The sequence below is a fragment of the Streptacidiphilus jeojiense genome (assembly GCF_000719095.1).
Lineage (GTDB): Bacteria > Actinomycetota > Actinomycetes > Streptomycetales > Streptomycetaceae > Streptacidiphilus > Streptacidiphilus jeojiensis.
Map to the genome: position 1 here is coordinate 397,199 of NZ_JOEH01000009.1, position 23,762 is coordinate 420,960.

A 23,762-nucleotide genomic window follows, 5' to 3' on the forward strand; every position below is an offset into this window, starting at 1 on the left:
GATGACCAACCGGTCGAGGTCATACATAGGACGCGTCCCACGGCTGAGCCTGGGACGCCGCACAGTGGCAGGAGGGACGGGGCGGCTCATATTGTCGCCCCGCATGGATGGACGTGAAGCGATACTTCCGTGCGCCGGTGATGTGGATCGTGCTGGCCGTCCTCGCCGTCGTCGTGCTGATGCAGGTGGTGTCCTCCTCGGCCGGTTACAAGACCGAGGACACCAGCACCGTCGTCGCCGCGATCAACGACGGCAAGGCCCAGTCGGTCCAGATGACCACCGGCGACAGTCAGATGATCAAGGTTCAGCTGAAGAGCGGCCAGCAGATCGACGGCACCAGCCAGATCCAGGCCCCCTACACCTCGGACCAGTACGCGGCCACGCTGCAGACCAACATGCAGCAGGCCGTCACCGACAACAAGCTGGGCAGCTACACGGTCAAGGTCGACAAGCAGAACGCCTTCGTCGGGCTGCTGCTGTCGTTCCTCCCGTTCGTGCTGATCATCCTGGTGTTCCTGTTCCTGATGAACCAGATGCAGGGCGGCGGCTCGCGCGTCATGCAGTTCGGCAAGTCCAAGGCCAAGCTGATCACCAAGGACACGCCCAAGACGACCTTCGCGGACGTCGCGGGCGCCGACGAGGCGGTCGAGGAGCTCCACGAGATCAAGGAGTTCCTGCAGGAGCCGGCCAAGTTCCAGGCGGTCGGTGCCAAGATCCCCAAGGGTGTGCTGCTCTACGGCCCGCCCGGAACCGGTAAGACCCTGCTGGCCCGCGCGGTCGCGGGTGAGGCCGGGGTGCCGTTCTACTCGATCTCCGGCTCCGACTTCGTCGAGATGTTCGTGGGTGTCGGCGCCAGCCGGGTCCGCGACCTCTTCGAGCAGGCCAAGGCCAACGCCCCGGCGATCGTCTTCGTCGACGAGATCGACGCGGTCGGCCGCCACCGCGGCGCCGGCCTCGGCGGCGGGCACGACGAGCGCGAGCAGACCCTCAACCAGCTGCTGGTCGAGATGGACGGCTTCGACGTCAAGGGCGGCGTGATCCTGATCGCGGCGACCAACCGCCCCGACATCCTGGACCCGGCGCTGCTGCGTCCCGGCCGCTTCGACCGCCAGATCGCGGTGGACCGTCCCGACCTCACCGGCCGGCACGACATCCTCAAGGTGCACCAGAAGGGCAAGCCGGTCGCCCCGGACGTCGACCTCATGGTCGTCGCCCGCCGCACCCCCGGCTTCACCGGTGCCGACCTGGCCAACGTCCTGAACGAGGCAGCCCTGCTGACCGCGCGCAGCGACAAGAAGCTGATCGACAACGGCACCCTGGACGAGGCGATCGACCGGGTGGTGGCGGGTCCGCAGAAGCGCACCCGGATCATGTCGGAGAAGGAGAAGAAGATCACCGCGTACCACGAGGGCGGACACGCCCTGGTCGCGGCGGCCTCTCCGAACAGCGACCCGGTGCACAAGGTCACCATCCTGTCCCGCGGCCGGGCCCTGGGCTACACCATGGTGCTCCCGGACGAGGACAAGTACTCGACCACCCGCAACGAGATGCTCGACCAGCTCGCCTACATGATGGGCGGTCGCGCGGCGGAGGAGCTGGTCTTCCACGACCCGACCACCGGCGCGTCCAACGACATCGAGAAGGCGACCACCACGGCGCGGGCCATGGTCACCCAGTACGGGATGACCGAGCGCCTGGGCGCGATCAAGTTCGGGACCGACGGCTCCGAGCCCTTCCTGGGCCGTGAGATGGGTCACCAGCGCGACTACTCGGAAGAGGTCGCCGGGCTGGTGGACGAGGAGGTCAAGAAGCTGATCGAGAACGCCCACAACGAGGCGTGGGAGATCCTGGTCGAGAACCGCGACGTGCTGGACAACCTGGTGCTGGAGCTCCTGGAGAAGGAGACCCTGAACAAGGAGCAGATCGCCGAGATCTTCCGTCCGATCGTCAAGCGTCCGGCCCGCCCGGCCTGGACCGGTTCCGCGCGGCGGACCCCGTCCACCCGTCCGCCGGTCCAGTCCCCCCGGGAGCTGGCCCTCACCAACGGTGTGGCCCAGCTCGACGGCCCTGCGCCGGTGGACATCCTGAAGCTCCCGCAGGAGCCGACGGAGAGCTGATATCCGCTGCTTCGGCACGGAATAGCACGGAATGTGTGCCGCTGCCCCAAGGTTCTAGCCTTGGGGCAGCGGCATTCCTACTGGAGGGAAACGATCCATGACCGACCCGGTGACCATCGAGGGTGCGACCGGCGCCGTCCGTGAGTTCGACCAGAAGCGGGCCGAGGACGCCGTCAGGGAACTGCTCATCGCGGTCGGGGAGAATCCGGACCGCGAGGGGCTGCGGGACACCCCCGGCCGGGTGGCCCGCGCCTACCAGGAGATATTCGCAGGCCTCTGGCAGGAGCCGGAGGACGTCCTGACCACCACCTTCGACCTGGGCCACGACGAGATGGTGCTGGTCAAGGACATCGAACTGGTCTCCTGCTGCGAGCACCATCTGCTTCCCTTCCATGGCGTCGCTCATGTGGGCTACATCCCTGCCGCTAACGGCAAGATCACCGGACTGTCCAAGCTGGCTCGGCTGGTGGATGTGTTCGCGCGCCGTCCCCAGGTGCAGGAGCGGCTCACCACGCAGATCGCGGATTCGCTGATGCGGATCCTGGACGCCCGTGGCGTGATCGTCGTCATCGAGGCAGAGCACATGTGCATGTCAGTGCGCGGTATCCGCAAGCCCGGCGCCAAGACACTGACGTCCGCAGTCCGCGGCCAGCTCCGGGATGCGGTGACAAGGGCTGAGGCGATGAGTCTCATCATCGGGCGCTAGTTCCGGGCGCGATCAGTGCGTCGGCTGCGCGCCCCTGGTCCCACGACCGAACCTCCGGGGGCGTGTTGTCGCACATCCGGAGGTCACGCACAGTGTGTCAGTCATTGCCGATAGTGTCCTTCTCGTAGCTCGCGGGGAGGGAAATGTGGATATCGGGGTTCCGAGCAAGCAGACGGTGAGCACCCGGGGCGGGCGTTGCCGGGCAGCGGATGTCAGGGTCGGGACTGAGCTGTGGAATCTGATCGGGACGCGGACGGGGACTGGGACGGTTCGTGAGGTCGTGACCATGAAAGTCCGGCGGCTGTACGAGGTGACGACGGAGCACTGCACGTTTGCCCTGGGCGCTGATCAACTGCTCCGGTCGCCCGACGGTTGGGTGGCCCCCGATGAGGCGTTGGGGACCGTGGTCGCGTGGACCAAAGCCCGTCATCTGCATCGGCGTCGGCTGGTGATCGTTCCTGGCTACTCGTTCGGGTACATGGTCGGAGCGGTGTGCTCCGACGGGACAGTCGGGGCCAACTATGTGTCGCTCGTGGTGAATGACCGGGGTTTTGCTGACAAGTTCCTGGAGAGTCTGACAGCCGCGACAGGACTCCAGGGCCAGGTGGCGTCGGTCAGCAGACCGTCCGGTTATCTGGGTCGGGAGGTTTCTGGCTGGCGGGTCAGGGTCGTCTCTTCATACCTGGCGGCGCTGATCAGGCAGTACGTCGGCGGCGACGCACATCACCTGAGACAGGGCTTTCCCAGGGTTGTGCTGCGGGACCAGGAGACCTTCCGAGGCTTCCTGGACGGCTATGTGGACGGAGACGGTTTCCGTGCTCCCCGGGGGGATGGGAGCACGATTGTCAGCGCCAACGTTTCATTTCTGGCAGAACTAGCGATGATCGTCGGAGCCCGGTTCACGCCTGCCAGGACGAACCGGGCGTCCCAGTTGTGGATCTCGGAACGGTGGCCGGAGAGAAGGACATTGCGCACGGAGGACCATGCGCTCCAACTGAAGGAATCTTCGTGGGTGGAGGTGAGGGCAGTGCGGCCACGGCCGGCGGGCGGTAATAAGCCCTTTGTCCTCCACGCCTTCCGCTTGGACGCGGGCATGGGCTTTTTGGTGAACGGGCACGTCACCAGATCCTTCTGGCCCTGAACAGGCGGGCCACCCGGGCCGAGGCGATGAGTCTGATCATCGCCCGCTAGCACCCGACAGCAGGGGACGGTGCCTCAGCCGGGGACGGCGGTGAGGCTTGGGACCGTGATCGGGCTGCTGGGGACCGTTGACGGCGTGGCCGCCGGGGCCGGGGCCGGCGCCGCGGTGGGCGGGTTGAGCTGCTGGCCCAGCCAGGCCAGGGCGGGTTCCAGCTCCAGGCTCCAGGTGGTGTAGTTGTGGCCGCCGCTGGACAGCACCAGCGGTGTGATCTGCAGCGGCGCCTTCGCGGCACGGACGAACAGCTGGGTGCCCTTGTAGTCGTGCTCGCCGTGGGCGGTGGTGGCGACCAGCACCCGGACGTCGGGGACCGGCAGGTGCTGCAGCCGCCAGACCAGGTTGTAGCTGTTCAGCAGGGCGTCCCTGACCGGGCCCGGGGGGCCGAAGAGGACGCCGGTGGTCGAGGTCTCGTACTCCCAGTACTCGCCGCCGAGCGAGGCGGCCACGCCGAAGGTGCCGGGGTGCCGCAGGGTGTTCTCCAGCGCGCAGGTGGCGCCCTCGGAGACGCCGGTCAGCCCCCAGCCGCGCGGGTCGCGCTCGACCCGGTAGGCGGAGCGGAGCGCGGCCGGCACGTCCTGGGTCAGGTAGGTCTCGGCCTGGGGGCCGCCGGGGGCGTTGATGCAGTCGGTGTCCCTGGGCGGGGCCACCGTCTGCGAGACGATCACCATGATGGTGGGCTGCATCTGCCCGTCCTGCATCATCCCGGCCGCGATCTGCGGCATCCGCAGCCGGTCCACCATGGTCTGGATGCTGCCCGGGTAGCCCACGTACGAGGTCAGCACCGGGAAGTCGACGTGCCGGTAGGCGGGCTGGAAGTACTGCGGCGGCAGGTAGACGTAGGCCTGCTGGCGGTAGCCGGTGCGCTCGCCGACCAGGGTCACCGCGCTGAAGCGGCCGTTGCGCTGGGGCGGCCCGGACGGCAGCTCGTCGGACCGCTGCAGCGGTCCGAGCCGGGACGGCAGCACCAGCCTGCTGCCGAGGTCGGAGACCTGCTCCTCGCTGCCCCCGGCGCCGCCCTGGACCCGGCCCAGGGTGACCGTCTGGTTGCCGCCGCCCACCAGGTCGGTCCAGGTCGGGTAGAAGTCGCCGTAGGAGTTCAGCAGCAGCGCGGCCAGCAGCACCAGCGACAGCTGGGAGGCTCCGATCAGCGCCAGCCGCCCGAGGATCCGGCGCAGCCCGCGGCGGGCCAGTCGCGGCCAGAGCCACAGGGTGGCGCAGACGCTGAGGAAGGTCAGCAGCCCTGCGCCGTACTCCAGCGTGCTGCTGGTCAGATCCATCGCCTGTGCTCCCGCTCCCTGCCCGTGTGTCGGTCCATCCTGCTGCCTGGACCGGGCACGGACCGAGCCGGAAGGCCCAGTGGCCCCCGATCGAGTGACATGGCGTCAGCGGAAAGGGCGGCGGCCGGGGGCCGGAACGGTCGGGGCGAGGGGGCGGGGGCGGAGGGTCAGGAGGGCAGGCTGCCCGCCGGCAGGCCCGGGGTGGCCGGGCCGCCGATCCTGGCGGAGAGCCAGCGCAGGGCGGGCGGCGTCTCCTTGTTCCAGGTGCCGAAGTTGTGGCCGCCCTCGGGCAGGAACAGGGTGGACACCTCCAGCGGGGCCTTGGCCGCCGCGGCGAAGGCCACCGTCGCCTTGTAGTCGCCCTCGCCCTTCAGGCTGCTGGCGACCAGCAGCGAGACCTTGGGCATCGGCAGGTTCTTCAGCCGCCACATCAGGTCGTTCTCGTTGCGGAGCTGCTGGCTGCCGCCGAACAGGTCACCGGTGGTGCTGTCCACGGCGGAGGCGTAGTACCCGGAGAGCGAGGCCGCGGCGCTGAAGGCCTCGGGGTGACGCATGGTCAGCTTGAGGGCGCAGTAGCCGCCGGTGGAGTCGCCGATGACGCCCCAGTGCGCACCGCCGGTCTCGGCGCGGTACTCGTGGGTGACGGCGTTCTGGACGTCCCTGGTGAAGAAGGTCTCCGCCTGCGGGCCGCCCGGGACGTCCTGGCACTCGGTGTCCCTGGGCAGGTTCACGGCCGGCCGCATCATCACCAGGATGGTCGGCTGCATCTGCTTCTGCTGGATCGCCTGGGCGGCGACCGTGGGGTACTGCATCCGGGTGACCAGGTTCTTCGGCGTGCCGGGGTAGCCGGTGAACACCAGGATCACCGGGAACCTGGTGTGCGCGTACGCAGCCTGGCCGTACTGCGGCGGGAGGTAGACGTAGGCGTCCTCGGAGAAGCCGGTGCTGCCGCCCTTGAGGGTGACCTGCTGCAGGATGCCGCCGGTGGCGTCCTTGCCGGCGTCGGGGAGCTTCAGCGGGACCGGCTTGCTGTCCAGCACCTGGATCGAGTTCCCCTGGCTGTCCTGGGTGGCCGAGCTGGGGTGCACCCCGCTGTTGATGGTCACCGGCGTGCCGTTGCCGGCGTCGGTGCCCAGCAGGTCGTTCCAGGAGCTGTAGAAGGCTCCCCAGTTGTTGGCGGCCAGGCCGATCGCGGCAAGTGTGAATATCTGGCTCGCGGCCAGCAGACCCACCCGCCCGAGCAGTGCGCGCCAATTGCGCCGACCCAGACGGGGCCAGATCCAGACCGTCGCCACAAAACAGCCCACCGCAATCAGCGCGACGAGTATCTGCAGTTTCTGGCTGGTGAGTCCCATGTTCCACATCCTGTTGCCTGGCCTGGATCCGTGCTCTGCCGGTACCTGCTCCCCCTGACGGAGTGCGGGCTGCGGAGGTCCAGACGCTCCAGCATGCCTGGGAAGTTGCTGTGTACTGCCGGAAAGTTACCTGTAGAGCGGAAACTCATGCCTGGGACGGATGCTCTCCTACTCGGGTCTGACCGAAGTCCTTACCTGAGCCTCTACTCTGGTCCACCATGAGCGATCCCCAGGCCGCCACCCCGGCCGAGCAGCAGGCCGCGGACGGCCGTTCCCGCAAGGGCATCCAGTTGCCCAAGGGCATCCAGCTCCCTGGAGTGGCTCGTCCGTGGGTTCCGGGGGTCGTCGGATACGCGACGGCGCTGGTCGGACTGGGCGACATCGTCGGCGCGGTGGCACCGCACTTCAAGGGATCCAGGGTCCACGAGCTGGCCAGCTTCCTCCCAGGAACGGTGACCACGGTGGCCACCGCCGCCTCGCTGGTCGTCGGCATCCTGCTGATCATGCTGGCGCACGCGCTGCGCCGCAGGAAGCAGCGGGCCTGGAAGGCCGTGGCGGTGCTGCTGCCGATCGGCGCCCTGCTGGAGGCGCTGCGCTGGCACCACACCGGAACCGCGGCGGTGACGGTGGTGGTGTTCGTCGTCGTACTGGTGAACAGGCGCGAGTTCTACGCGCTGTCGGATCCGCGCAGCCGTTGGCGCGCCCTGGGCAATTTCATCGCGATGTACCTGGTGAGTTTCGGACTCGGCCTGGTGATCGTCAGTTCGCACGCCAAGACCACGCTCGGAGTACCCACTTTCGGCGACCGTTTCTGGCAGGTGGTCTGGGGCCTGATCGGAATCGGCGGCCCGATCCACTACACCGCGGACCGCACCAATGACGTGGTCTACTACTCGCTCGCCGGGCTGGGCCTGCTGACCGCGGTCTCCACGGTGTGGCTGGCGACCAAGCCGTCCAAGCCGGTCGCCGAGCTCAGCACCCAGGAGGAGCAGCAGGTCCGCGAGCTGCTGGCGAAGCACGGGGCCCGGGACTCGCTGGGCTACTTCGCACTGCGCCGGGACAAGAGCGTGGTGTTCTCGCCCAGCGGCAAGGCCGCGATCGCCTACCGGGTGGTGTCCGGGGTGATGCTGGCCTCCGGCGACCCGATCGGCGACGTCGAGGCCTGGCCCGGCGCGATCAAGCTGTTCATGGAGGAGGCGCACCGGCACGCCTGGGTGCCGGCGGTGATGGGCTGCAGCGAGACCGGCGGCGAGGTGTGGACCCGCGAGGCCGGTCTGGACGCGCTGGAGATCGGCGACGAGGCCATCGTCGAGGTCGCCGACTTCACCCTGGAGGGCCGGGCCATGCGCAACGTCCGGCAGATGGTGAAGCGGATCGAGCGGTTCGGCTACGTCTGCAAGGTGCGCCGGGTCGACGAGCTCAGCGAGCTGGAGCTGGAGCAGATCCGCTACGCCGCGGACGCCTGGCGCGGCACCGAGACCGAGCGCGGCTTCTCGATGGCGCTGGGCCGCTTCGGCGACCCGGCCGACACCGGCTGCGTGGTGGTCACCGCGCACAAGCTCCCCGAGGGGGCGGCCGAGGGTGCGTCGGACATCCGCGCGGTGCTGCACTTCGTGCCCTGGGGCCGGGAGGGGATCTCGCTGGAGCTGATGCGCCGTGACCGGGACGCCGACCCCGGGCTGAACGAGCTGCTGATCGTCAAGGCGCTGCAGGCCTCGGGCGAGCTGGGGATCAGCCGGGTGTCGCTGAACTTCGCGATGTTCCGCTCGGCGCTGGCGCGGGGCGAGCGGATCGGCGCCGGGCCGGTGCTGCGGGCGTGGCGCGGGCTACTGGTGTTCCTGTCGCGGTGGTTCCAGATCGAGTCGCTGTACAAGTTCAACGCCAAGTTCCGCCCGATCTGGGAGCCGCGCTTCCTGGTCTACCCGACCGCGCGGGACCTGCCCAGGATCGGCCTCTCGGCGCTGCAGGCGGAGGCGTTCATCGTGATGGAGCTGCCCAAGTTCCTGCGGCGCAGGCCCAAGCCGGTTCTTCCGTCGCAGCAGGCCAGGGGTGAGCTCAGGGGGACTCCGGCGCGGACGTAGGTCTTTCGGGTGCAGGCCCGGGGTGGCTGGTCGCGCAGTTCCCCGCGCCCCTAGCTGGTGCAACCGGGCCAGTTGCACATGCTCAGGGGCGCGGGGAACTGCGCGACCGACCAGGCAGGCGCCGCACCCGAAGGACCCTGCACCACAATGGCGGCATGAGCAGCACGTACAAGTCCCCGCTCCCCGGCCTCCCCGAGTGGCACCGCAGCGGGGTGATGGGCATCGTCAACGTCACCCCCGACTCCTTCTCGGACGGCGGCCTCTGGCTCGACCCGGACCGGGCCGTCGCGCACGGGCTCGACCTGGTCCGCCAGGGTGCGGACCTCGTGGACGTGGGCGGCGAGTCAACCCGCCCGGGCGCGGTGCGGGTCACCCGTGAGGAGGAACTCCGCCGGGTGCTGCCGGTGGTCCGGGGGCTGGTCGAGGGCGGGGCCCTGGTCAGCGTGGACACCATGCGGGCCGCCGTCGCCGAGGCCGCCGTCGAGGCGGGGGCGCGGATCATCAACGACGTCAGCGGGGGCCGGGCCGACCCGGACATGGTCGGCGTCGCCGCCCGGACCGGCGTCCCCTTCGTGGTGATGCACTGGCGCGGGCAGTCCGCGGCCATGGATGGGCTGGCCTCCTACGGGGATGTAGTGGGCGAGGTCATCGAGGAAGTGGAGCGCCAGATGGACGCTGTGGTGTCGGGCGGGGTCGACCCCGCCCAGGTGATCGTCGATCCCGGGCTGGGCTTCGCCAAGACCAGGGAGGACGACTGGGCCCTGCTGGCCCGGCTGGACGCCTGGTCGGGGCTGGGCCGGCCGGTGCTGGTCGCGGCCTCGCGCAAGCGGTTCCTGGGCACCCTGCTGGCCGATCCGGTGACCGGCGACCCGCGCCCGGCCCGGGCCCGCGACGCCGCCACGGCCGCGGTCTCCGCGCTGGCGGCGGCCCAGGGCGCCTGGGCGGTACGGGTGCACGAGGTGCCGGCGACGGCCGACGCGGTGCGGGTCGAGGCCGCGCTCCGTGCCGCCAGGGACGGCGGCAAGTGACCGGGCCGGAGGAGACCCGGCCGGAGGGCGACGAGCAGGCGGTGGAGGCCGCCAACGCGGCCCTCTACGCCGCGCTGGAGGCCGGCGACCTGGACCGGCTCACCGACGTCTGGGTGTCCGGCGCGGACGCCGACGACGTCCGCGGCGCGGTCTGCGTGCACCCCGGCTGGCCGGTGCTGCGCGGACGGGCGTCGGTGCTGCGCTCCTACGCGCTGATCATGGCGCACACCGAGTACATCCAGTTCTTCCTCACCGACGTGGAGGTGGAGGTCCTCGGCGATGTGGCACTTGTCACCTGCACCGAGAACATCCTCTCCGGCGGCGAGGCCGAGGCCGAGGGCGAGCTGGGGCCACTGGTCGGCGGCCGGGTGGTGGCCAGCAACCTGTTCCGGCGCACCGCGGAGGGCTGGCGGCTCTGGTCGCACCACGGTTCACCCGTGCTGACCAGCGGTGCTGACGAGGAGTAGGACGCGCGGACCGGTTCGGAACCGGTCCCGTTCCGGGGAATGCGACCGCGCACCGCGGATGTTCACCCGACTGCCGAAGGGGTGGCGGCGGGCACGGCCGGACGGCCCTGCAGCCCGCTTTCGCTGTCAGTCCCCGGAGGTAGTTTGGCTGAGACAGTTTTCGACTGGGCAGGCAGTGCCGCCTGCAACGTTCCCGCCTGCCCGGCCCCGGCCGGCAGCCGGACGGGGGCGCTCGATCAGTGGGAGTGATTCCTTTGTCCGACCGGGAGCAGCGCCTGGACCGGGTCGCGGTGCGGGGCCTCCGGGCCCGTGGCCACCACGGCGTCTTTCCGCGCGAGCGGGAGCAGGGCCAGACCTTCGTGGTCGACATCGTCCTCGGCATGGACACCCGTCCCGCCGCCTCGGGCGACGATCTCAGCAGGACCGCCCACTACGGGGTCGTCTCCGAGGAGGTCGTGGCGATCGTGCAGGGCGAGCCCGTCGACCTGATCGAGACCCTGGCCCAGCGCATCGCCGACCAGTGCCTGAAGCACGATGCGGTACAGGAGGTCGAGGTGACCGTGCACAAGCCGGACGCCCCGATCACCGTGCCGTTCGACGACGTGACCATCACCATCGTTCGGAGCCGCGGATGAGCAGCGATCCCACCACCAGCCCCGTCGCCCCCGAGGTGGAGCAGCAGGTCGACGAGGCCGACTTCACCCTGCACAACCCGGTCCTCGCCGTCGTGGCGCTGGGCAGCAACCTCGGCAACCGGCTGGAGAACCTGCAGGGCGCCGTGGACGCGCTGGAGGACACCCCCGGCGTACGGATCCGCGCGGTCTCCCCGGTCTACGAGACCGACGGCGTCGGCGGACCCGAGGGCCAGCCGACCTACTTCAACGCGGTGCTGGTGCTGCGCACCACGCTGCCCCCGCACTCGCTGCTGGAGCGGGCCAACGCGGTCGAGGACGCCTTCGGCCGGGTCCGCGAGGTCCGCTGGGGCGCGCGCACCCTGGACGTCGACATCCTCGCCTACGAGGGCGTGGTCGAGGACTCGGCGACGCTGACCCTGCCGCACCCGCGCGCCCATGAGCGGGCCTTCGTGCTGGCCCCCTGGCTGGATGTGGACCCGGTGGCGGAGATCCCCGGCGCCGGACCGGTCGCGGAACTGCTCGGTGCGGTCGGCACCGCCGGGGTCCGGCAGCGCGACGACCTCTCGCTGCACCTGCCCGCTTAACTCGCGGCGGCGAGTAGGCTCTCAGCTTGAGCTAGGGACGATCTGAAGGGGAGATCTTGAAGGCGCTACGCGCTGTCGTACTCGTCGGGATCACCCTGGTGGCCGGGGTGCTGTCCTGGGCCGGGTCGCAGCTGTGGAACTCGATGGGGTCGCTGCCCGGCGTCCCCACGGCGGCGCCGGTCGTGCTGGCGATCATCGCGGTGGTGCTGGCGGCCACCGCGATCTCGCTGCGCGGCAGGCTGAAGGCCCAGCGGGAGCGGGTGCCGGGGGCCAAGGGCGTGGACCCGCTGTCGGCCGCCAGGGCGGTCGTGCTGGGCCAGGCGAGCGCGCTGGTCTCGGCCCTGGTCACCGGGGTCTACGGCGGCATGGGCGTGTTCCTGCTGAGCAGCAGCGACGCCTCGGCCCGCCGGGGGCAGGCGCTGACGGCGCTGTTCGCGGTGCTGGCCGGAATCGCGGTGATGGCGGCCGGGCTGTGGATCCAGTACATCTGCCGGCTGCCGGAGGACCAGGACCCGTCGACGCCGGTGCACAGCTCGGCGGAGCGGCCCTGAGGCCTCGGAAGGGTCGCCGACCGTCATGGTCGGTACACCCAACGTCATGTGATGGTCCTGTCAAGACCACATTTGGGACCTGGCCTGACATGGGCAGCGCGGTCACGCTAGATTCTGGCCATGCCACGTGGTCGCCACCGCCAGTCCTCGCCTCTGAGCAGGCTCCTCCCTCCGACCGCCTGCGGAGTGCTGGCGATCGCCGCACTCATATCCGCGGTCTTCGTGACCGACCCGGGGACGCTCCGCGTCCTGGTGGTGGCCGCGTCCGTCGGGGCCTTCGCCGGTGCGGTGCTGCTGCGGCTGCGTGAGCACGCCGGCGAGGTCGAACTCGAGGCCGAGGTGGCCGCGAGGTCCCGGGACGAGGCCCGCTTCGAGGACCGGGTGGCCGAGTTGGAGTACGCCGCGGAGGCGGCGGAGGAGCAGGTCAAGCGGCTGGAGCGGCGGCTGCTGGCGCAGCGCAGCCAGATCGCCAGGGCCGAGGCCGAGAACGCCAGGCTGCTGCGGGAGCGCGCCAGGATCGCGGCGGAGCAGGCCCTGCGGGAGGCCGAGGAGGCCCAGCGCAAGGAGGTCGCGCTGCGGGGCATGCGTCCGACCGCGACGGCCTATCTGAAGGCCGCCGCGGCCCTGCGGGGCCTGGAGCGGCGGGCGGCGGTGGGACAGGCCCAGCGGATCGCCGCGGGGGCGGCGGGCGCCGGCGGCGGGGTCGTGGTGGAGCCGGTGGCCGAGCCCGTGGTGGAGCAGGTGGCGGCCGAGCCGGAACCGAAGCAGGAGCGGGTGCGGGAGCGGGCCCAGGAACGGTCGGCGTTCCGGCCGAAGGCGCCGAAGGCCGCCAAGGTCAAGAAGGCCGCCGCGGCCGTGGCGGAGGCGCCGGCGGGACCGGCGTGGGCGCGGGCGGCGTTGCCGCCGCTGCGGCCGGCCAGCCCGGTGCTGCCGCGGCAGTCGCGGGACGTGCTGCGGCAGGATGCCGGCAGCAGCGGGACGTTCAACTTCTTCAGCCGTCAGGAGACGGCGATCTCCACCGAGTTGGGGGATCTCGCGGACGTGGTCGGTACGGAGGCTGCTGCGGCGCAGCGGGAGTACGCGGACGCGGGGGTTGCGGACGGGGCCGCGGGGACGGCGGAGGACGTCGTGCACGACCTCACCGCGGAGGACGAGACCGAGCCGATCGACGTCCGCTCCCTGCGGGCGCTTTAGCTCTTTGTGTCTTTAGGGGCGCGGGGAACTGCGCGACCAGCCCTCTACGGAGGTGCATGGTTGGCAGCGCAGTTCCCCGCGCCCCTATGGGGTTGCTGTCAGGGCGGACAGTGCGGCTTGGATCGTTGGGTCGGCTGGGTCGAGGGCTGCTGCCCGGGTCAGGGCCTCGTGGGCGCGCGGAGCGTCTCCCTGGTGGGCGGCGATCTTGCCGAGGAGGAGCCAGGCCGGGGTGAGGTCCGGCTCCTCCTGGACCGCGCGTTCCAGGGCCGCCCGGGCCCGGGTATGGTCGCCGTTGCGGGCGTGGGTCAGGCCCGTGTTGTAGCTGATGCGGCCGCGGTACACGAGATGGGCCAGCGCGGCGAGGTCCTCCTGGCAGCCGGGGCAGTGCAGGGTGTCGGGCAGGGCGTCCAGCCGGCACTGGGGGCAGCTGACCCGGATGTCTGACATGGCCGTCCTCACTGTTGGGGGGTGTCCCACTACTCGGGCCGCACCGGGGTGCTGTGGATGTCGGGGGCCGGGGCGTCGTCCATCTCCCGCAGGGCCTCGGCGTGCAGGCCGACCAGCGCGGACAGGGCCTGGTTGACCTTCTCCAGGTTGGCCTCCTCCATGCCCTCGTCGATCGCCCGCAGCGCGCTGCGCAGCCGCTGGGACAGGGCCGGGGAGAGCAGGTTCTGACTGACGAACACATGGCTGTAGGTCACCATGAGGACGTTGGGCCCCATCGAGTCGGTGAGCCGGTCCGCGGCCAGCGTGAGCCGCTTCATCGCCTCGAAGTCGGCGCGGTCGCGCGCCGACTTCAGCTCCTCGCGGGCGCGGCGGATCGCGGCCAGGTCCTCGTCGCTGAGCAGCTTGTCGCAGAAGGCCAGCACCGCGCCCAGGTAGGCGTCGGTGCCGCGGGCCCGGCTCTGGATCCTGGCCTGCTCCTCGAAGGCGCGCAGCAGCTCCTCGGCGGAGCGGCCGCGGGTCTGGCCCGCGGAGACGTCGTCGAGGTCCTCGATGGCCTTGCGGGCGGCCCGCCGTTCGGCGTCGGTGAGCTCGTCCTCCCAGCGTTCGGTGTAGCCCTCGATGGCCATCCGCTTCTCGTCCAACTGGGCCTTGAGCTCCGGCTCCAGGGTGACCCGTTCGAGTTTGACGGTGCGTTGCGGGCCGCCGTGGATGCGGACCGAGAGGGTGATGGTGCGGTCCTGGGAGAGGCCGAAGGAGACGGTGACCGGCACCCGGCCGGAGAAGCCGTCGGGGAGCCGCAGGCTGAGGTGGCCGATGAGCTCGTTCTGCTGGGCGATCTCCCGGTCGCCCTCGAACACGGCGACCTCCAGCCGCTGCCGTCCCGATCCGGCGACGTGGAAGTCGCGGCTGACCGGGTCGGTGGTGGGGTAGCTGGAGTTCTTCGGGATGATCACGGCGAAGCTGCCGTCGTTGAGCTCGATGCCGAGGCTCTTCGGGGTGATGTCGAAGGGGTTGGCGACCTGAAGCCAGGCGCCGCAGCCGGAACAGGTCTCGGCGCCGGGCTCGTTGACGGTCCGGCACTCCGCGCAGCGCAGCCCTGACGGTCCGTCGGCCTGGGCGTCGGCGCCCGCCTGGCCGGCGAGCGGGGAGCCGCACAGGTCGCACTCGCGGTCGCCGGGGGCGGCCGGGGTGCCGCAGCGCGGGCAGCTGCGGGGCTCCTGCCGGGCGGCCGGCGCCGGGCGGGCGGCACCGGTCGGGCCGCTGCCGCCGCCGGACGTGCTGCCGCTGCCGTCCAGGGCCTGGTGGCACTTGGGGCAGGCGCTCTCGTCCGGGGAGACCGGCAGGTAGCAGGTGGGGCAGGAGATCCGCTCGGCACCGACCAGGGACGCCTGGCAGCCGGTGCAGACCTCGTCGGTGAGCGCACCCAGCTGGTGGCACTCGGCGCACTCGACCTCGCCCAGCAGCGCCGACTGGACTGCGGCGCCGAGGGCGACGCACTGCATCGGATTGCCGCCGAGCTTGATCCGCTTGGGTCCGAAGACCTCGCCGAGCCGCCGGATCACCAGCGGGATCGAGGTGGAGCCGCCGACCAGCAGCACCTCGTCGATGTCGGCGACGGTGAGGTTGGCCTCCATGATCGCCTTGTGGGTCAGCTCGATGGTGCGCTCGATCTGGTCCTCGATCAGCCGCTCGAAGCGGGTGCGGTCGAACTCGGCCTCGAAGATCTGGCTGCCGTCGCCGATCCCGGCCAGGGTGACCTCGGTGGCCTGCTGGCTGGAGAGGTCGATCTTGGTGGCCTCGGCGGTGCCGGTGATCCGGGAGCGGTCCAGCCGGTGCGGCTGGTAGTCGGCGCCGTACTCCGCCTTGATGTCGTCCAGCAGGGCGCTGGTGATGGCCTTGTCGAAGTCGTCGCCGCCGAGCAGGTTGTCGCCCTCGATGCCGAGCACCTGGCAGGAACCGGGGATCAGCAGCAGGATCGAGATGTCGAAGGTGCCGCCGCCGAGGTCGTAGACCAGCACGGTGCGGCCGTCCTCGCCGAGGTCGCCGGTCATGCCGTAGGCGAGGGCGGCGGCGGTGGGCTCGTTGATGATCCGCAGCACATGGAAGCCGGCCAGCCGGCCCGCCTCCTGGGTGGCCGCGACCTGGCGCTCGCCGAAGTAGGCGGGGACGGTGATCACCGCCCGCTGGAACGGGGCGCCGGCCCGGCCCTCGGCGTCCTCCTTGAGCTTGCGCAGGATGATCGCGGATATCTCGATCGGGGTGTAGGAGCGGCCGTCCAGCCAGACGTTGACGTCGCCGTCCAGCCCGGCGGTGACCTTGTAGTCCAGCTCGCCCAGCGCGGCCTGCACCTGCGGGTCGCGGAACTTGCGGCCCATGAAGCGCTTGGCGGAGCGGATCACGTTCTCGCCGTCGGTCGCCATCCGTCCCCGCGCCGAGGTCCCCACCAGCAGTTCGCCGCGCCTGCCGCGGCCCACCACCGAGGGGGTGGCCTCCTGGTTCTGCTTGTTGTAGACGATCTCGGGCTCTCCACGGCGGAGTTGGGCGACCACGGAGTTGGTGGTGCCCAGGTCGATACCGAGCGTACGGATCATGCTGCGGGGTTCCCCTCGGGGCGACTGCTGACGGGTGGTCACTTGCGCTTGCGGGAGCTGCGGGTCTTGCGGGGCTTGCGCGCCGACGGCTGCTTGCGCTGCCGGGGAGCCGGGGTGCGCCGGGGTTCGGGGGCGTCCTGCGGCTCCGGGACCGGCGCCGCGGCGGGGGCGAGGGCGGGCGCGGGCTCCGGGTCCTGCCCGGTCCAGGGCACGGCGACCTCCACCTCGGCCCGGCGCAGCACGTCCCCGCGCCAGTTGAAGCCGTTGCGCACCACCGCCACCACGGTCTCGTCGGGCTTGTCGGCGCTGGGGACGCGGCCGACGATGTCGGCGACGGCCGGGTGCGCGACGTAGTTCAGCAGGCGCATCGGGGACACCTCGGCGACGGCCAGTTTCTTCCGCAGGATGCCCTGCACCGCCGCCGCCATCTCGACCAGGTTGTCCGGCCGGGGGATGCCGGGCGGCAGCTGGGCCTGCTTCTCCTGCACCGCGAACAGCACGTCGTCCACCTCCAGCAGCCCCAGCAGCAGCCCGCGTTGGGCCGACTCGGCGGCCCTGGCGTCCTCCTCCCGGCGGCGCCGGGCGATGGAGCTGCGGAACAGCAGCTTGGTGAAGGCGTCGGCCAGGTCGACGTCGAGGGCCCGCTCCGGTACGGGCAGGAAGTCCTCGGTGATCGCCAGCGGATCGGTGCTGACCTCGGTTCCGGTCTCGGTCATGGGTCGGCTACTCCGGGATCTCGACGGGGGGCAGTACGGCGGTTCCGGCCTGGTACGCGGCGGGCACCCGCAGTGCCTCGACCCCGGCCTCGGGCGGGGGATCGGCCCAGTCGGCGGTCAGCTCCGACTCGCGCAGCACCAGCAGGTCCGCGGCCGGCGGCATGGTGAAGGCGGCCGGGTCCGGCAGCGGCGGCTCCGCGTCGACCGGGGCGAAGGCCTCGTCCAGGCCGGCCGAGGTCTGCGCCGGCAGGTGTTCCAGCAGGTCCCACTCCAGGCGCTTCTCCGGGTTGCGCAGCGCCGCGGCGGCCTGCGCCACCTCGTTGGGACGGTGCTTGCGCGCCCGGATCGCCCTGGCCTGCGCGGCCTTGAGCTCGGCGCTTCCGGCCGAGCTGTCGATGCCGAGGATCTCGTAGGGCGACGGTCCTGACAGGGGCATGGGTGTGGTCCTCTCCCGGCTCAGTAGCCGCGTCGCCGCAGGGCGGCCTGCAGGGTGAGCAGGTCCTTGTTCTGCGGGTCGTAGCCCAGGCCGGTCCGCATCTCGTTCCTGGCGGAGCGGAACTGGCTCCTGTTGGCGAGGCGGTAGGCCTCGCCGCAGTAGGCGTCGGCCAGTTGCTGCCGGGTCACCTGGTTGTTCTGCACCTGCAGCGCCGCGAGCAGGAAGGCGACCCCGCCCTGGTGGTTCTTGGCCTTCAGCAGCTCCACGCCCCGGTTGTGCAGCACCACCGACAGCCTGCGCTCGGCCTCGGGGGCGGTGGTGCGCAGGTCGGTGCCGTCCGACTCCGGGTCGAACAGCACCGACTGGGTCATCAGCTCCAGGGCGGTGTCCAGCCGGGACCGGGTCAGCGCGATCGCCTTGGACCTGGCGTAGAGCACATTGCTGAGCATCAGCCGACGCTCCTTGCTGCCCTCCAGCTTCAGCGCCTCGGTGAGCAGTTCGCCGGCCTGCGCCAGCGAGGCGTCGTCCTCGGCGTTCATCAGCTGGTTGGCCCAGTTGGTGAGGGCGGCGGCGGTGAACTCGCGGGCGGTGGGGTCCTCCGGGGCGTGCTTCACGGCCAGCCGCAGCAGCCGCACCGCCTCGGGGTAGTCCTTGCGCTGGTTGTTGGCCCGCAGGCCGAGCTGGGAGTAGCCGGCGCTGAGGTTGGCGGCGACGGTCGGGTTCCCCGGGGCCAGCGCCAGGGTCCGCACCAGGACGTCGACGGCCGCCTGGTGGGCGTCCCGGTCCTCGCCGAGCAGCCGCTGGGCCTCCTTGACGCCGGCGTCGGCGAGGGTGGTGCGGTGCGCCGGGGTGAGTTCGGCGCCGAGCCGGGCGACCTCCTCGAAGCCGTCCAGCGCGGCGGCCCAGCGCTGGTGGGCGTAGTGCTCCTGGGCCCCGGCCCGGACCGCGGTCGCCAGCAGTGCGGAGCCCTCGGTGCCGCGTTCCATGGTGGACAGCGCCCGCAGCCCGTCGGCCGCGTCGTCGAAGCGTTTCTGCTGGACCAGGTACCAGTAGGCGCCGAGGGGTCCGAACAGCGGGCGCAGCTGCTCGGCGAGCGGGCCGCTGTGGTCCGGCCGCAGCAGCAGGTCGAGGTCCTGGGCCAGAGCCCGCCCCTGCCGGGCCCCGGGGAGCAGCGACTGCAGCAGGGGGCCGCGGACCACCGGCTGCGCCGGGCCGGACTCCGCGGCGAGCGTCGGCGCGTACCGGGCCAGGGTGGCGGCGGCCTGGCATTCCAGCCCCCAGCGGACCGCCCAGCCGGTGGCTGACGGACCGTCACCGTCGGTGCCGTGGGCGGCGTCGCGGGTCAGGAAGTCCTGCCTGATGCGTTCCGTCAGCGCGGTCCGTACCGCCTGTCCGCGGTCCTCGGGGACCGGGCGGCCGGTGGCCTCGGCGATCCCCGGCCACAGGCCGGGGTGGTGCAGCGCGGCGGCCCAGCAGGCCAGGGTCCACTCCCAGACGGCGTCGTCGGCCTCGGCGACGCCGCGTTCGGAGGCCAGCCGGTAGCTGGCCAGGCCCAGCGAGTGCAGGGCGCGCAGGTCCTGCGGGCGGTCCTGCCACAGCTGGTGGAACCGGTCCCAGGCGTCCGCGTGCCGTCCGGCCCGGCTGTGGGCCAGCGCCTCGTGCTCGGCCAGCAGCGGGAGCGCGGCGGCGGCGACCGGGTCGTCGGGGGCGACCGCCTCGACCTCGCGCAGGGCGGTCAGCGTCAGCTCCAGGTCCCCGGCGGCGGCCGCGGCGGCGGCGCGGTGCAGCTGGACCAGGCGCAGGGTGTCGGCGTCCGCACCGGCGTCGACGGCCTCGGCGAGGGCCGCCTCCGGGTCGCCGCAGTGCAGCCGGATCCGGGGGAGTGCGTTCCGCAGCGGCGCTGCCGGGGCGCTGTCGCGGGGCAGGACGGCGGCCCAGGCGGCCAGCAGCGGCACCGCCTCCTCGGGCCTACCGGTCCGGAGCGCGTGGGCGAGCAGCGCGGGCAGGTCTGCGGCCAGGCAGGTGTGGCAGCGGGTGGGGAGCGGAGTGGTCACGGCGGTGTCGGCGGGCTCCGTGGGCGGCTCGCCGACCGTTCCGAGGACCACGGTGGCGTCGGCCGGCTGCGGTCGCTCCCCGGACGGTTGGAGGGCAGTGGTGTCGGCCGGCTGAGGTCCGTCGGGTTCCGCGGCCGGCGGACGGGACCGGTGCAGGTGGGCGGCGCAGGCGGGGCGGCCGCACTGGCCGCAGCCGGCCACCGCGGGCTGGTTGCAGGCGGTGGCGCCGGTGCCGGAGCAGGGTGTGCCCGGGGTGACCGTGTCGCCGCCGTGCGGGCCGTGCGCGGTGAGGGCCTGGGCCTCCGCCGCGAAGGCGTTCGGCCAGGCCCCGGCCCGTGCCGCCAGCAGCGCGCGCAGCCGGTGCAGGGCCGGCTCCTCGACCGGGCCCGCCCCGGCGCCGGTCGGCCCTTCGGCCGACTCCACCGTCCTGAGCAGGGCGATCGCGGTACGCGGCTGTCCGGCGGCGAGCTGCAGCGCGGCCAGCCGGGGGCGGTCCCCGGCGAGCAGCGGGGCCGCGGTGGCGGCGTCGTCGCGCAGCATCGCCAGCGCGCCCCTGAGCCGGCGCAGCCGCGGGCTGCCGCCGTCGATCCGCTCGTGCCGGGCCGCCACGGCCAGCGCGGCGTCCGCGCGGTCCAGGGACTCGGCCCGGTCCCGGCCGGTGAGCAGTGCCAGGCCGGCCTCGCGCAGCCCGGCCTCCACCAGCGCGGTCCGGTACTCGGCGGTGTCCGGGAAGGCCGCCACGCAGGTCTCCCACAGCCGCATCGCCCGGCCGGGTCGACGCTCCGTCAGTTCCCGTGCCGCCAGCAGGCTCCGCAGTACGGCGCGGTTGCGGGCCAGGACCTGGTGGCGATCGTCGGGCAGCGCCTGCCAGCTGTCCAGGGCGGCGTCGGGGCTGCCGAGCCCGGCCCTGGCCAGGCCCAGATGGAAGACGGCGGTGTCGCTCCAGGCGTCCTTCGGCCGGTCCGCCTCGGTGGTCAGGCCGCGTACCGCGTCGGCGTGCTGCCCGGCCGCGCAGAGCGCCGCGCCGAGTCGGATCCGGCCGGGCCGCCAGTCGGGCCGCAGCGCCGTCCCGGCCTGGTACTCGGCCGCCGCCAGGGCCACCTCGCCGGACCACTCGTGCAGCAGGCCCAGGCCGAACCTGGCCGGCGCGTGCCGGGGGTCGGCCCGCAGCGCGGCGATGAAGCAGGCGTGTGCGGTGTCGCGGTCGGGGGTGGGGGAGTCGAGGGCGAGGCAGCCCAGCGCGTAGTGCGTCCTGGGGTCGCCGGGGCCGAGCCGGACCGCGGCGAGCAGATCGTCGGAGGCGGCCTCCCAGTGCTGCAGCCGCTGCTGGGCCAGGCCGCGGAACAGCCGGGCCTCGACCGGCAGCCTGGTGCCGCGACCCCAGGGCCCGGTGCCCCAGGGGTCGGCCACTCCCGGCGGCCTGACCAGGGTCTCGCTGAACGCGGTGACGGCCTCCTGGTCCAGCCCGAGGCGGCTGAGCACGGCGCCGAGCCGGAACCACACCTCGGCGCTGCCGCCCGCCTGCGCCACGGCGGTGAGCGGTGCCCGGGCCTCGGCGGAGCGCCCCTGCGCGGACAGCGCGGCGGCGCGGGCCAGCACCGTCCACTCGGCCTGCGGCAGCGCGGCCAGGGCACGGGTGGTGAAGGTGTCGCGGTCACCGTCGGGTCCGGCGCCCGGACCGCCCGCCGCGGCCCCGGCGCCGCAGCGGGCCTGCAGCCAGAACAGCACCGGCTCGGCGGCCGTGTGCGCCGCGGCGGCCGGATCCCGGTACACCGCGCCGAGGTAGGCCAGCAGCAGATCGAGGTCCTCGGGCCGGTCGCCCTCGTGGATCCGCTGCTCGGCCAGGGCGTGCAGGGTCCACGGCGGCAGCGCCGCGACCGGGTCGGCCAGCAGCGGGAACGCCTCGCGGTAGAGCCGCAGCGCCTGCACCCGGTCGGTGGTCGCCCCGGCCTGCCCCAGCACGGCGGTGCCGCGCTGGGCGGCCAGCTCCGGCGCGGTGCCGGCCCTGGCCAGCCGCGCCGCGAGCCTGCCGTAGCGCTGCACGGCCTGCGGCGAACGTCCGGCGTCGGCGGCCTTCTTGGCGGCGGCCAGGGCCCGGTCGATCCCGCGCTGGTCGATCCGGGCCCGGCTGCGCAGGACCAGGCCGCCGAGGAGCAGCAGCACCACCACGGGCACGGCGAGCAGCGCGATCATCGGACCCCCCGGACGAATCGCTGACAGTTGCTGGCCATTTCCGGAGGTTCCCCCTGCTGCTCCGTCAAGTACTGCTTGCCTCAGCCGAATTGATGATCAGTTAACCGGGCGACCTTTTCCAGGGTAGGGAAGATCGAGCCGCAACGCAGCAGTTTGTGCCCCCCAAAGCGGGGACGGTCTACCCTGGTTCGGCTGGACGTGGTGCTCTGTTGTGGTCGGTGCGGCGGGGGGTGCGGGATGCAGCAGGGGCGTGGCGTGCCGCGGTCGCGTTGGACGGCGGGCCAGTGCTTCGGCCCGGACCACGACCCGGAGCAGTACCGGCTGCTGGAGTTCCGGCACCGCGGCGGCGAGGCCGAGGTCTGGCGCGCGGAGCGGACCAGCCACAGCGGCCGCAAGGAGATCGTCGCCGCGAAGATCATGCTGGAGCGCGACCCCTCCGAGGTGCGCCGCTGGCTGGGGCGCTGGGAGGACGTCACCCACAACGCCAACCGGCTCGGGGTGGCCGACCTGGTCGTCCCCACCTTCCTGCTCGGCCCCTGGCCGCACCCTCCCGGCCGGCCGTCGACCGGCCTGGTGGCCTACCAGATATCGCCGTGGCTGGACGCGGTGCCGCTGGACCAGTGGGCCCGCTCGGCCACCGGCGGTCCGGCCGCCGCCGCCGAGGTGCTGCTGCGGCTCTGCCGGATCGTCGACGACCTGCACGGCAAGCGCTGGGTGCACCGCGACATCTCCGCGGCCAATGTGCTGGTGGACGCCGACGCCCTGGTCAAGCTGATCGACCTGACCTTCCTGACCCCGCTGGACGCCGCGCTGACGGTGGCGGTCTTCACCCCGGGGCACGTCCCGCCCGAGCAGGAGCAGGTCGGCGGCTACCCGACCGCGGCCAAGGACCTGTTCGCGGTGGGGACGCTGGCCAGGACGCTGCTGCTGCCCGACGCCGGCCGGCTCGACCTGCACGAGCCGGACGCGCAGACCCGGCGCGAGCTGCACGAGGCCGGGCTGCCGGGCGCCGTCGCCGACTGGCTCTGCGAGGCCCTGGACGCGGCGCCGGAGCGCCGTCCGTCGCCGCTGGTGCCCTGGGCCGAGCGCGGCGGTGAGCTGCTGCGGGCGCTGCCGGCCGAGGGCCGGATCAGCTGCCTGCAGCTGGTGGCGGACGGCTGGGGGCGTCCGGTGGTGGTCACCGGCGGTCCCGGCGGCGTCGAGTTCTTCGCGGCCTCGCCGGACCGGGCGCGGACCAGGCTGCAGCCGGACGCCGCACCGCCGCCGGCCCCGGCGCTGCCCCCGGCCGGGGGACCGGCCGGGGTGCGGGAGATCGCGGCGGGCCGCGCGGCCGACGGCGGGGTGGCCGTGTTCGCGGTGGACCGGCGCGGGGTGCTCTGGTGCGGCACCAGTGGTCAGGGCTGGTCGGAGGCGCTGCACAGCGTCGCCGGCATCGCCGCCGCGACCACGCCGTTCGGCGAGGTGGCGGCCTGGACGGCGCGCGGCGGCACCGTCCAGATGCTGCGCTGGACCCCCGGCGTCGCGCTGTCCGTCAGCGAGCTGCGGCGCTGCCCGGCGGACCGGGTGCTCGCCGCCACGGCCGAGCCGGACGGCGGCTGGGCGCTGCTGGTGGAGCGTCACGGGCGGCTGTTCCACTGCTCGGTGGCCGATCCGGACCGCTACCGGCGCACCTCCTACGACGGCGCCGAGTCCGCCGAGCCGCCGGCCTCCCGGCAGCTGCTGGCCGAACCGGTCGCGGCGGCGGCCCTGGCCGCCGGACCGGGCGGCCTGCGGGCCGGCGCGGTGCTGGCGGACGGCGGCGTGGCGCTGTGGAGCCTGGGCGCGAGCGGCTGGCGGCGCGCGGCGGACCTGGTCCGGCCGGGCGGCGCCGACCGGGCCGAGGGCTTCGCCCTGGTCGGCCACCGGTCCGGCCCCACCTGCGCGGTGGTCGGCGGCGGCGGGGTCCGGCTGCGCTCGCTCAGCTCCGGGGACGCCTGGTGGCGGCCGACGCTGCGACCGGCCACCCGGGTGGCGCTGCTGCAGGGCGCGGACTGGCGGCTGAGCCTGGCGGCGGTGGTCGAGGACGAGGTGCACTGCTGGCAGGAGGACGAGGCGCTGCGCTGGCGCCCGGTGCCGCTGGAGCAGTGCTGACC

18 protein-coding genes are annotated in these 23,762 nt (G+C 72.6%); 11 read left to right on the plus strand and 7 right to left on the minus strand.

Going from position 1 to position 23,762, the window contains the following annotated elements; translation table 11 throughout:
- Positions 1-107: 107 nt before the first annotated feature.
- From ftsH to IF29_RS0114310, 3 genes are all read left to right on the plus strand, one after another.
- Positions 108-2,117, plus strand: coding sequence for an ATP-dependent zinc metalloprotease FtsH (ftsH, locus tag IF29_RS0114300; protein WP_030254028.1), 2,010 nt, complete (start codon positions 108-110; stop codon positions 2,115-2,117).
- 97 nt (positions 2,118-2,214) lie between these two features.
- Positions 2,215-2,823, plus strand: coding sequence for a GTP cyclohydrolase I FolE (folE, locus tag IF29_RS0114305; protein ID WP_030254030.1), 609 nt, complete (start codon positions 2,215-2,217; stop codon positions 2,821-2,823).
- 286 nt (positions 2,824-3,109) lie between these two features.
- Complete coding sequence (locus tag IF29_RS0114310) at positions 3,110-3,964, plus strand: hypothetical protein (RefSeq protein ID WP_232242144.1); 855 nt, start codon at positions 3,110-3,112, stop codon at positions 3,962-3,964.
- A 74-nt stretch (positions 3,965-4,038) separates the two neighbouring features.
- Here IF29_RS0114310 and IF29_RS0114315 read toward each other — a convergent pair whose 3' ends face one another.
- Both IF29_RS0114315 and IF29_RS0114320 read right to left on the minus strand, forming a co-directional pair.
- The gene (locus IF29_RS0114315; RefSeq protein ID WP_030254038.1) at positions 4,039-5,298 is read right to left on the minus strand and encodes an alpha/beta hydrolase; all 1,260 of its coding nucleotides are present in this window, start codon (positions 5,296-5,298) and stop codon (positions 4,039-4,041) included.
- A 167-nt stretch (positions 5,299-5,465) separates the two neighbouring features.
- The gene (locus IF29_RS0114320; protein WP_030254039.1) at positions 5,466-6,653 is read right to left on the minus strand and encodes an alpha/beta hydrolase; all 1,188 of its coding nucleotides are present in this window, start codon (positions 6,651-6,653) and stop codon (positions 5,466-5,468) included.
- A gap of 218 nt (positions 6,654-6,871) precedes the next feature.
- Between IF29_RS0114320 and IF29_RS0114325 the strand changes: the two genes are divergently transcribed.
- The 7 genes from IF29_RS0114325 (at position 6,872) to IF29_RS0114355 (ending at position 13,193) form a co-directional block, all read left to right on the plus strand.
- Complete coding sequence (locus IF29_RS0114325) at positions 6,872-8,734, plus strand: phosphatidylglycerol lysyltransferase domain-containing protein (protein WP_084714188.1); 1,863 nt, start codon at positions 6,872-6,874, stop codon at positions 8,732-8,734.
- 155 nt (positions 8,735-8,889) lie between these two features.
- Entirely contained in the window at positions 8,890-9,762 is an 873-nt protein-coding gene (gene folP, locus IF29_RS0114330) for a dihydropteroate synthase (protein ID WP_030254043.1), read from the plus strand.
- The gene (locus IF29_RS0114335; protein ID WP_030254045.1) at positions 9,759-10,229 is read left to right on the plus strand and encodes a nuclear transport factor 2 family protein; all 471 of its coding nucleotides are present in this window, start codon (positions 9,759-9,761) and stop codon (positions 10,227-10,229) included. Before folP ends, IF29_RS0114335 begins: the two co-directional genes overlap by 4 nt.
- Before the next feature lie 275 nt (positions 10,230-10,504).
- Positions 10,505-10,864, plus strand: a complete 360-nt coding sequence (gene folB / locus IF29_RS0114340) for a dihydroneopterin aldolase (RefSeq protein ID WP_030254047.1) — start codon at positions 10,505-10,507, stop codon at positions 10,862-10,864.
- Entirely contained in the window at positions 10,861-11,448 is a 588-nt protein-coding gene (gene folK / locus IF29_RS0114345) for a 2-amino-4-hydroxy-6-hydroxymethyldihydropteridine diphosphokinase (protein WP_030254049.1), read from the plus strand. Before folB ends, folK begins: the two co-directional genes overlap by 4 nt.
- A gap of 56 nt (positions 11,449-11,504) precedes the next feature.
- Complete coding sequence (locus tag IF29_RS0114350; protein WP_030254051.1) at positions 11,505-11,999, plus strand: DUF3180 domain-containing protein; 495 nt, start codon at positions 11,505-11,507, stop codon at positions 11,997-11,999.
- 120 nt (positions 12,000-12,119) lie between these two features.
- Positions 12,120-13,193 carry a hypothetical protein gene (locus tag IF29_RS0114355; protein ID WP_157623736.1) on the plus strand — a complete coding sequence of 358 codons (1,074 nt, stop codon included), beginning with the start codon at positions 12,120-12,122 and terminating at the stop codon, positions 13,191-13,193.
- 84 nt (positions 13,194-13,277) lie between these two features.
- Here the strand turns inward: IF29_RS0114355 and IF29_RS0114360 are convergent, their stop codons facing one another.
- The 5 genes from IF29_RS0114360 to IF29_RS48500 are packed head-to-tail and all read right to left on the minus strand — an operon-like array spanning position 13,278 to position 21,630.
- Entirely contained in the window at positions 13,278-13,640 is a 363-nt protein-coding gene (locus IF29_RS0114360) for a tetratricopeptide repeat protein (RefSeq protein WP_030254054.1), read from the minus strand.
- 29 nt (positions 13,641-13,669) lie between these two features.
- Positions 13,670-16,231 carry an Hsp70 family protein gene (locus IF29_RS43530; RefSeq protein WP_051725293.1) on the minus strand — a complete coding sequence of 854 codons (2,562 nt, stop codon included), beginning with the start codon at positions 16,229-16,231 and terminating at the stop codon, positions 13,670-13,672.
- A gap of 38 nt (positions 16,232-16,269) precedes the next feature.
- The gene (gene grpE, locus IF29_RS0114370) at positions 16,270-16,947 is read right to left on the minus strand and encodes a nucleotide exchange factor GrpE (RefSeq protein ID WP_030254058.1); all 678 of its coding nucleotides are present in this window, start codon (positions 16,945-16,947) and stop codon (positions 16,270-16,272) included.
- 7 nt (positions 16,948-16,954) lie between these two features.
- Positions 16,955-17,383: a hypothetical protein gene (locus IF29_RS0114375; protein ID WP_030254060.1), complete on the minus strand. Its 429-nt coding sequence runs from the start codon at positions 17,381-17,383 to the stop codon at positions 16,955-16,957.
- Positions 17,384-17,403: 20 nt separating this feature from the next.
- On the minus strand, positions 17,404-21,630 hold the full coding sequence (locus tag IF29_RS48500; protein WP_030254062.1) for a hypothetical protein: 4,227 nt from the start codon (positions 21,628-21,630) through the stop codon (positions 17,404-17,406).
- 255 nt (positions 21,631-21,885) lie between these two features.
- Here IF29_RS48500 and IF29_RS0114385 point away from each other — a divergent pair, with 255 nt between their 5' ends.
- A complete protein-coding gene (locus IF29_RS0114385) occupies positions 21,886-23,760 on the plus strand; it encodes a protein kinase domain-containing protein (RefSeq protein WP_030254064.1) in 1,875 nt (624 codons plus the stop codon).
- Positions 23,761-23,762 lie beyond the last annotated feature (2 nt).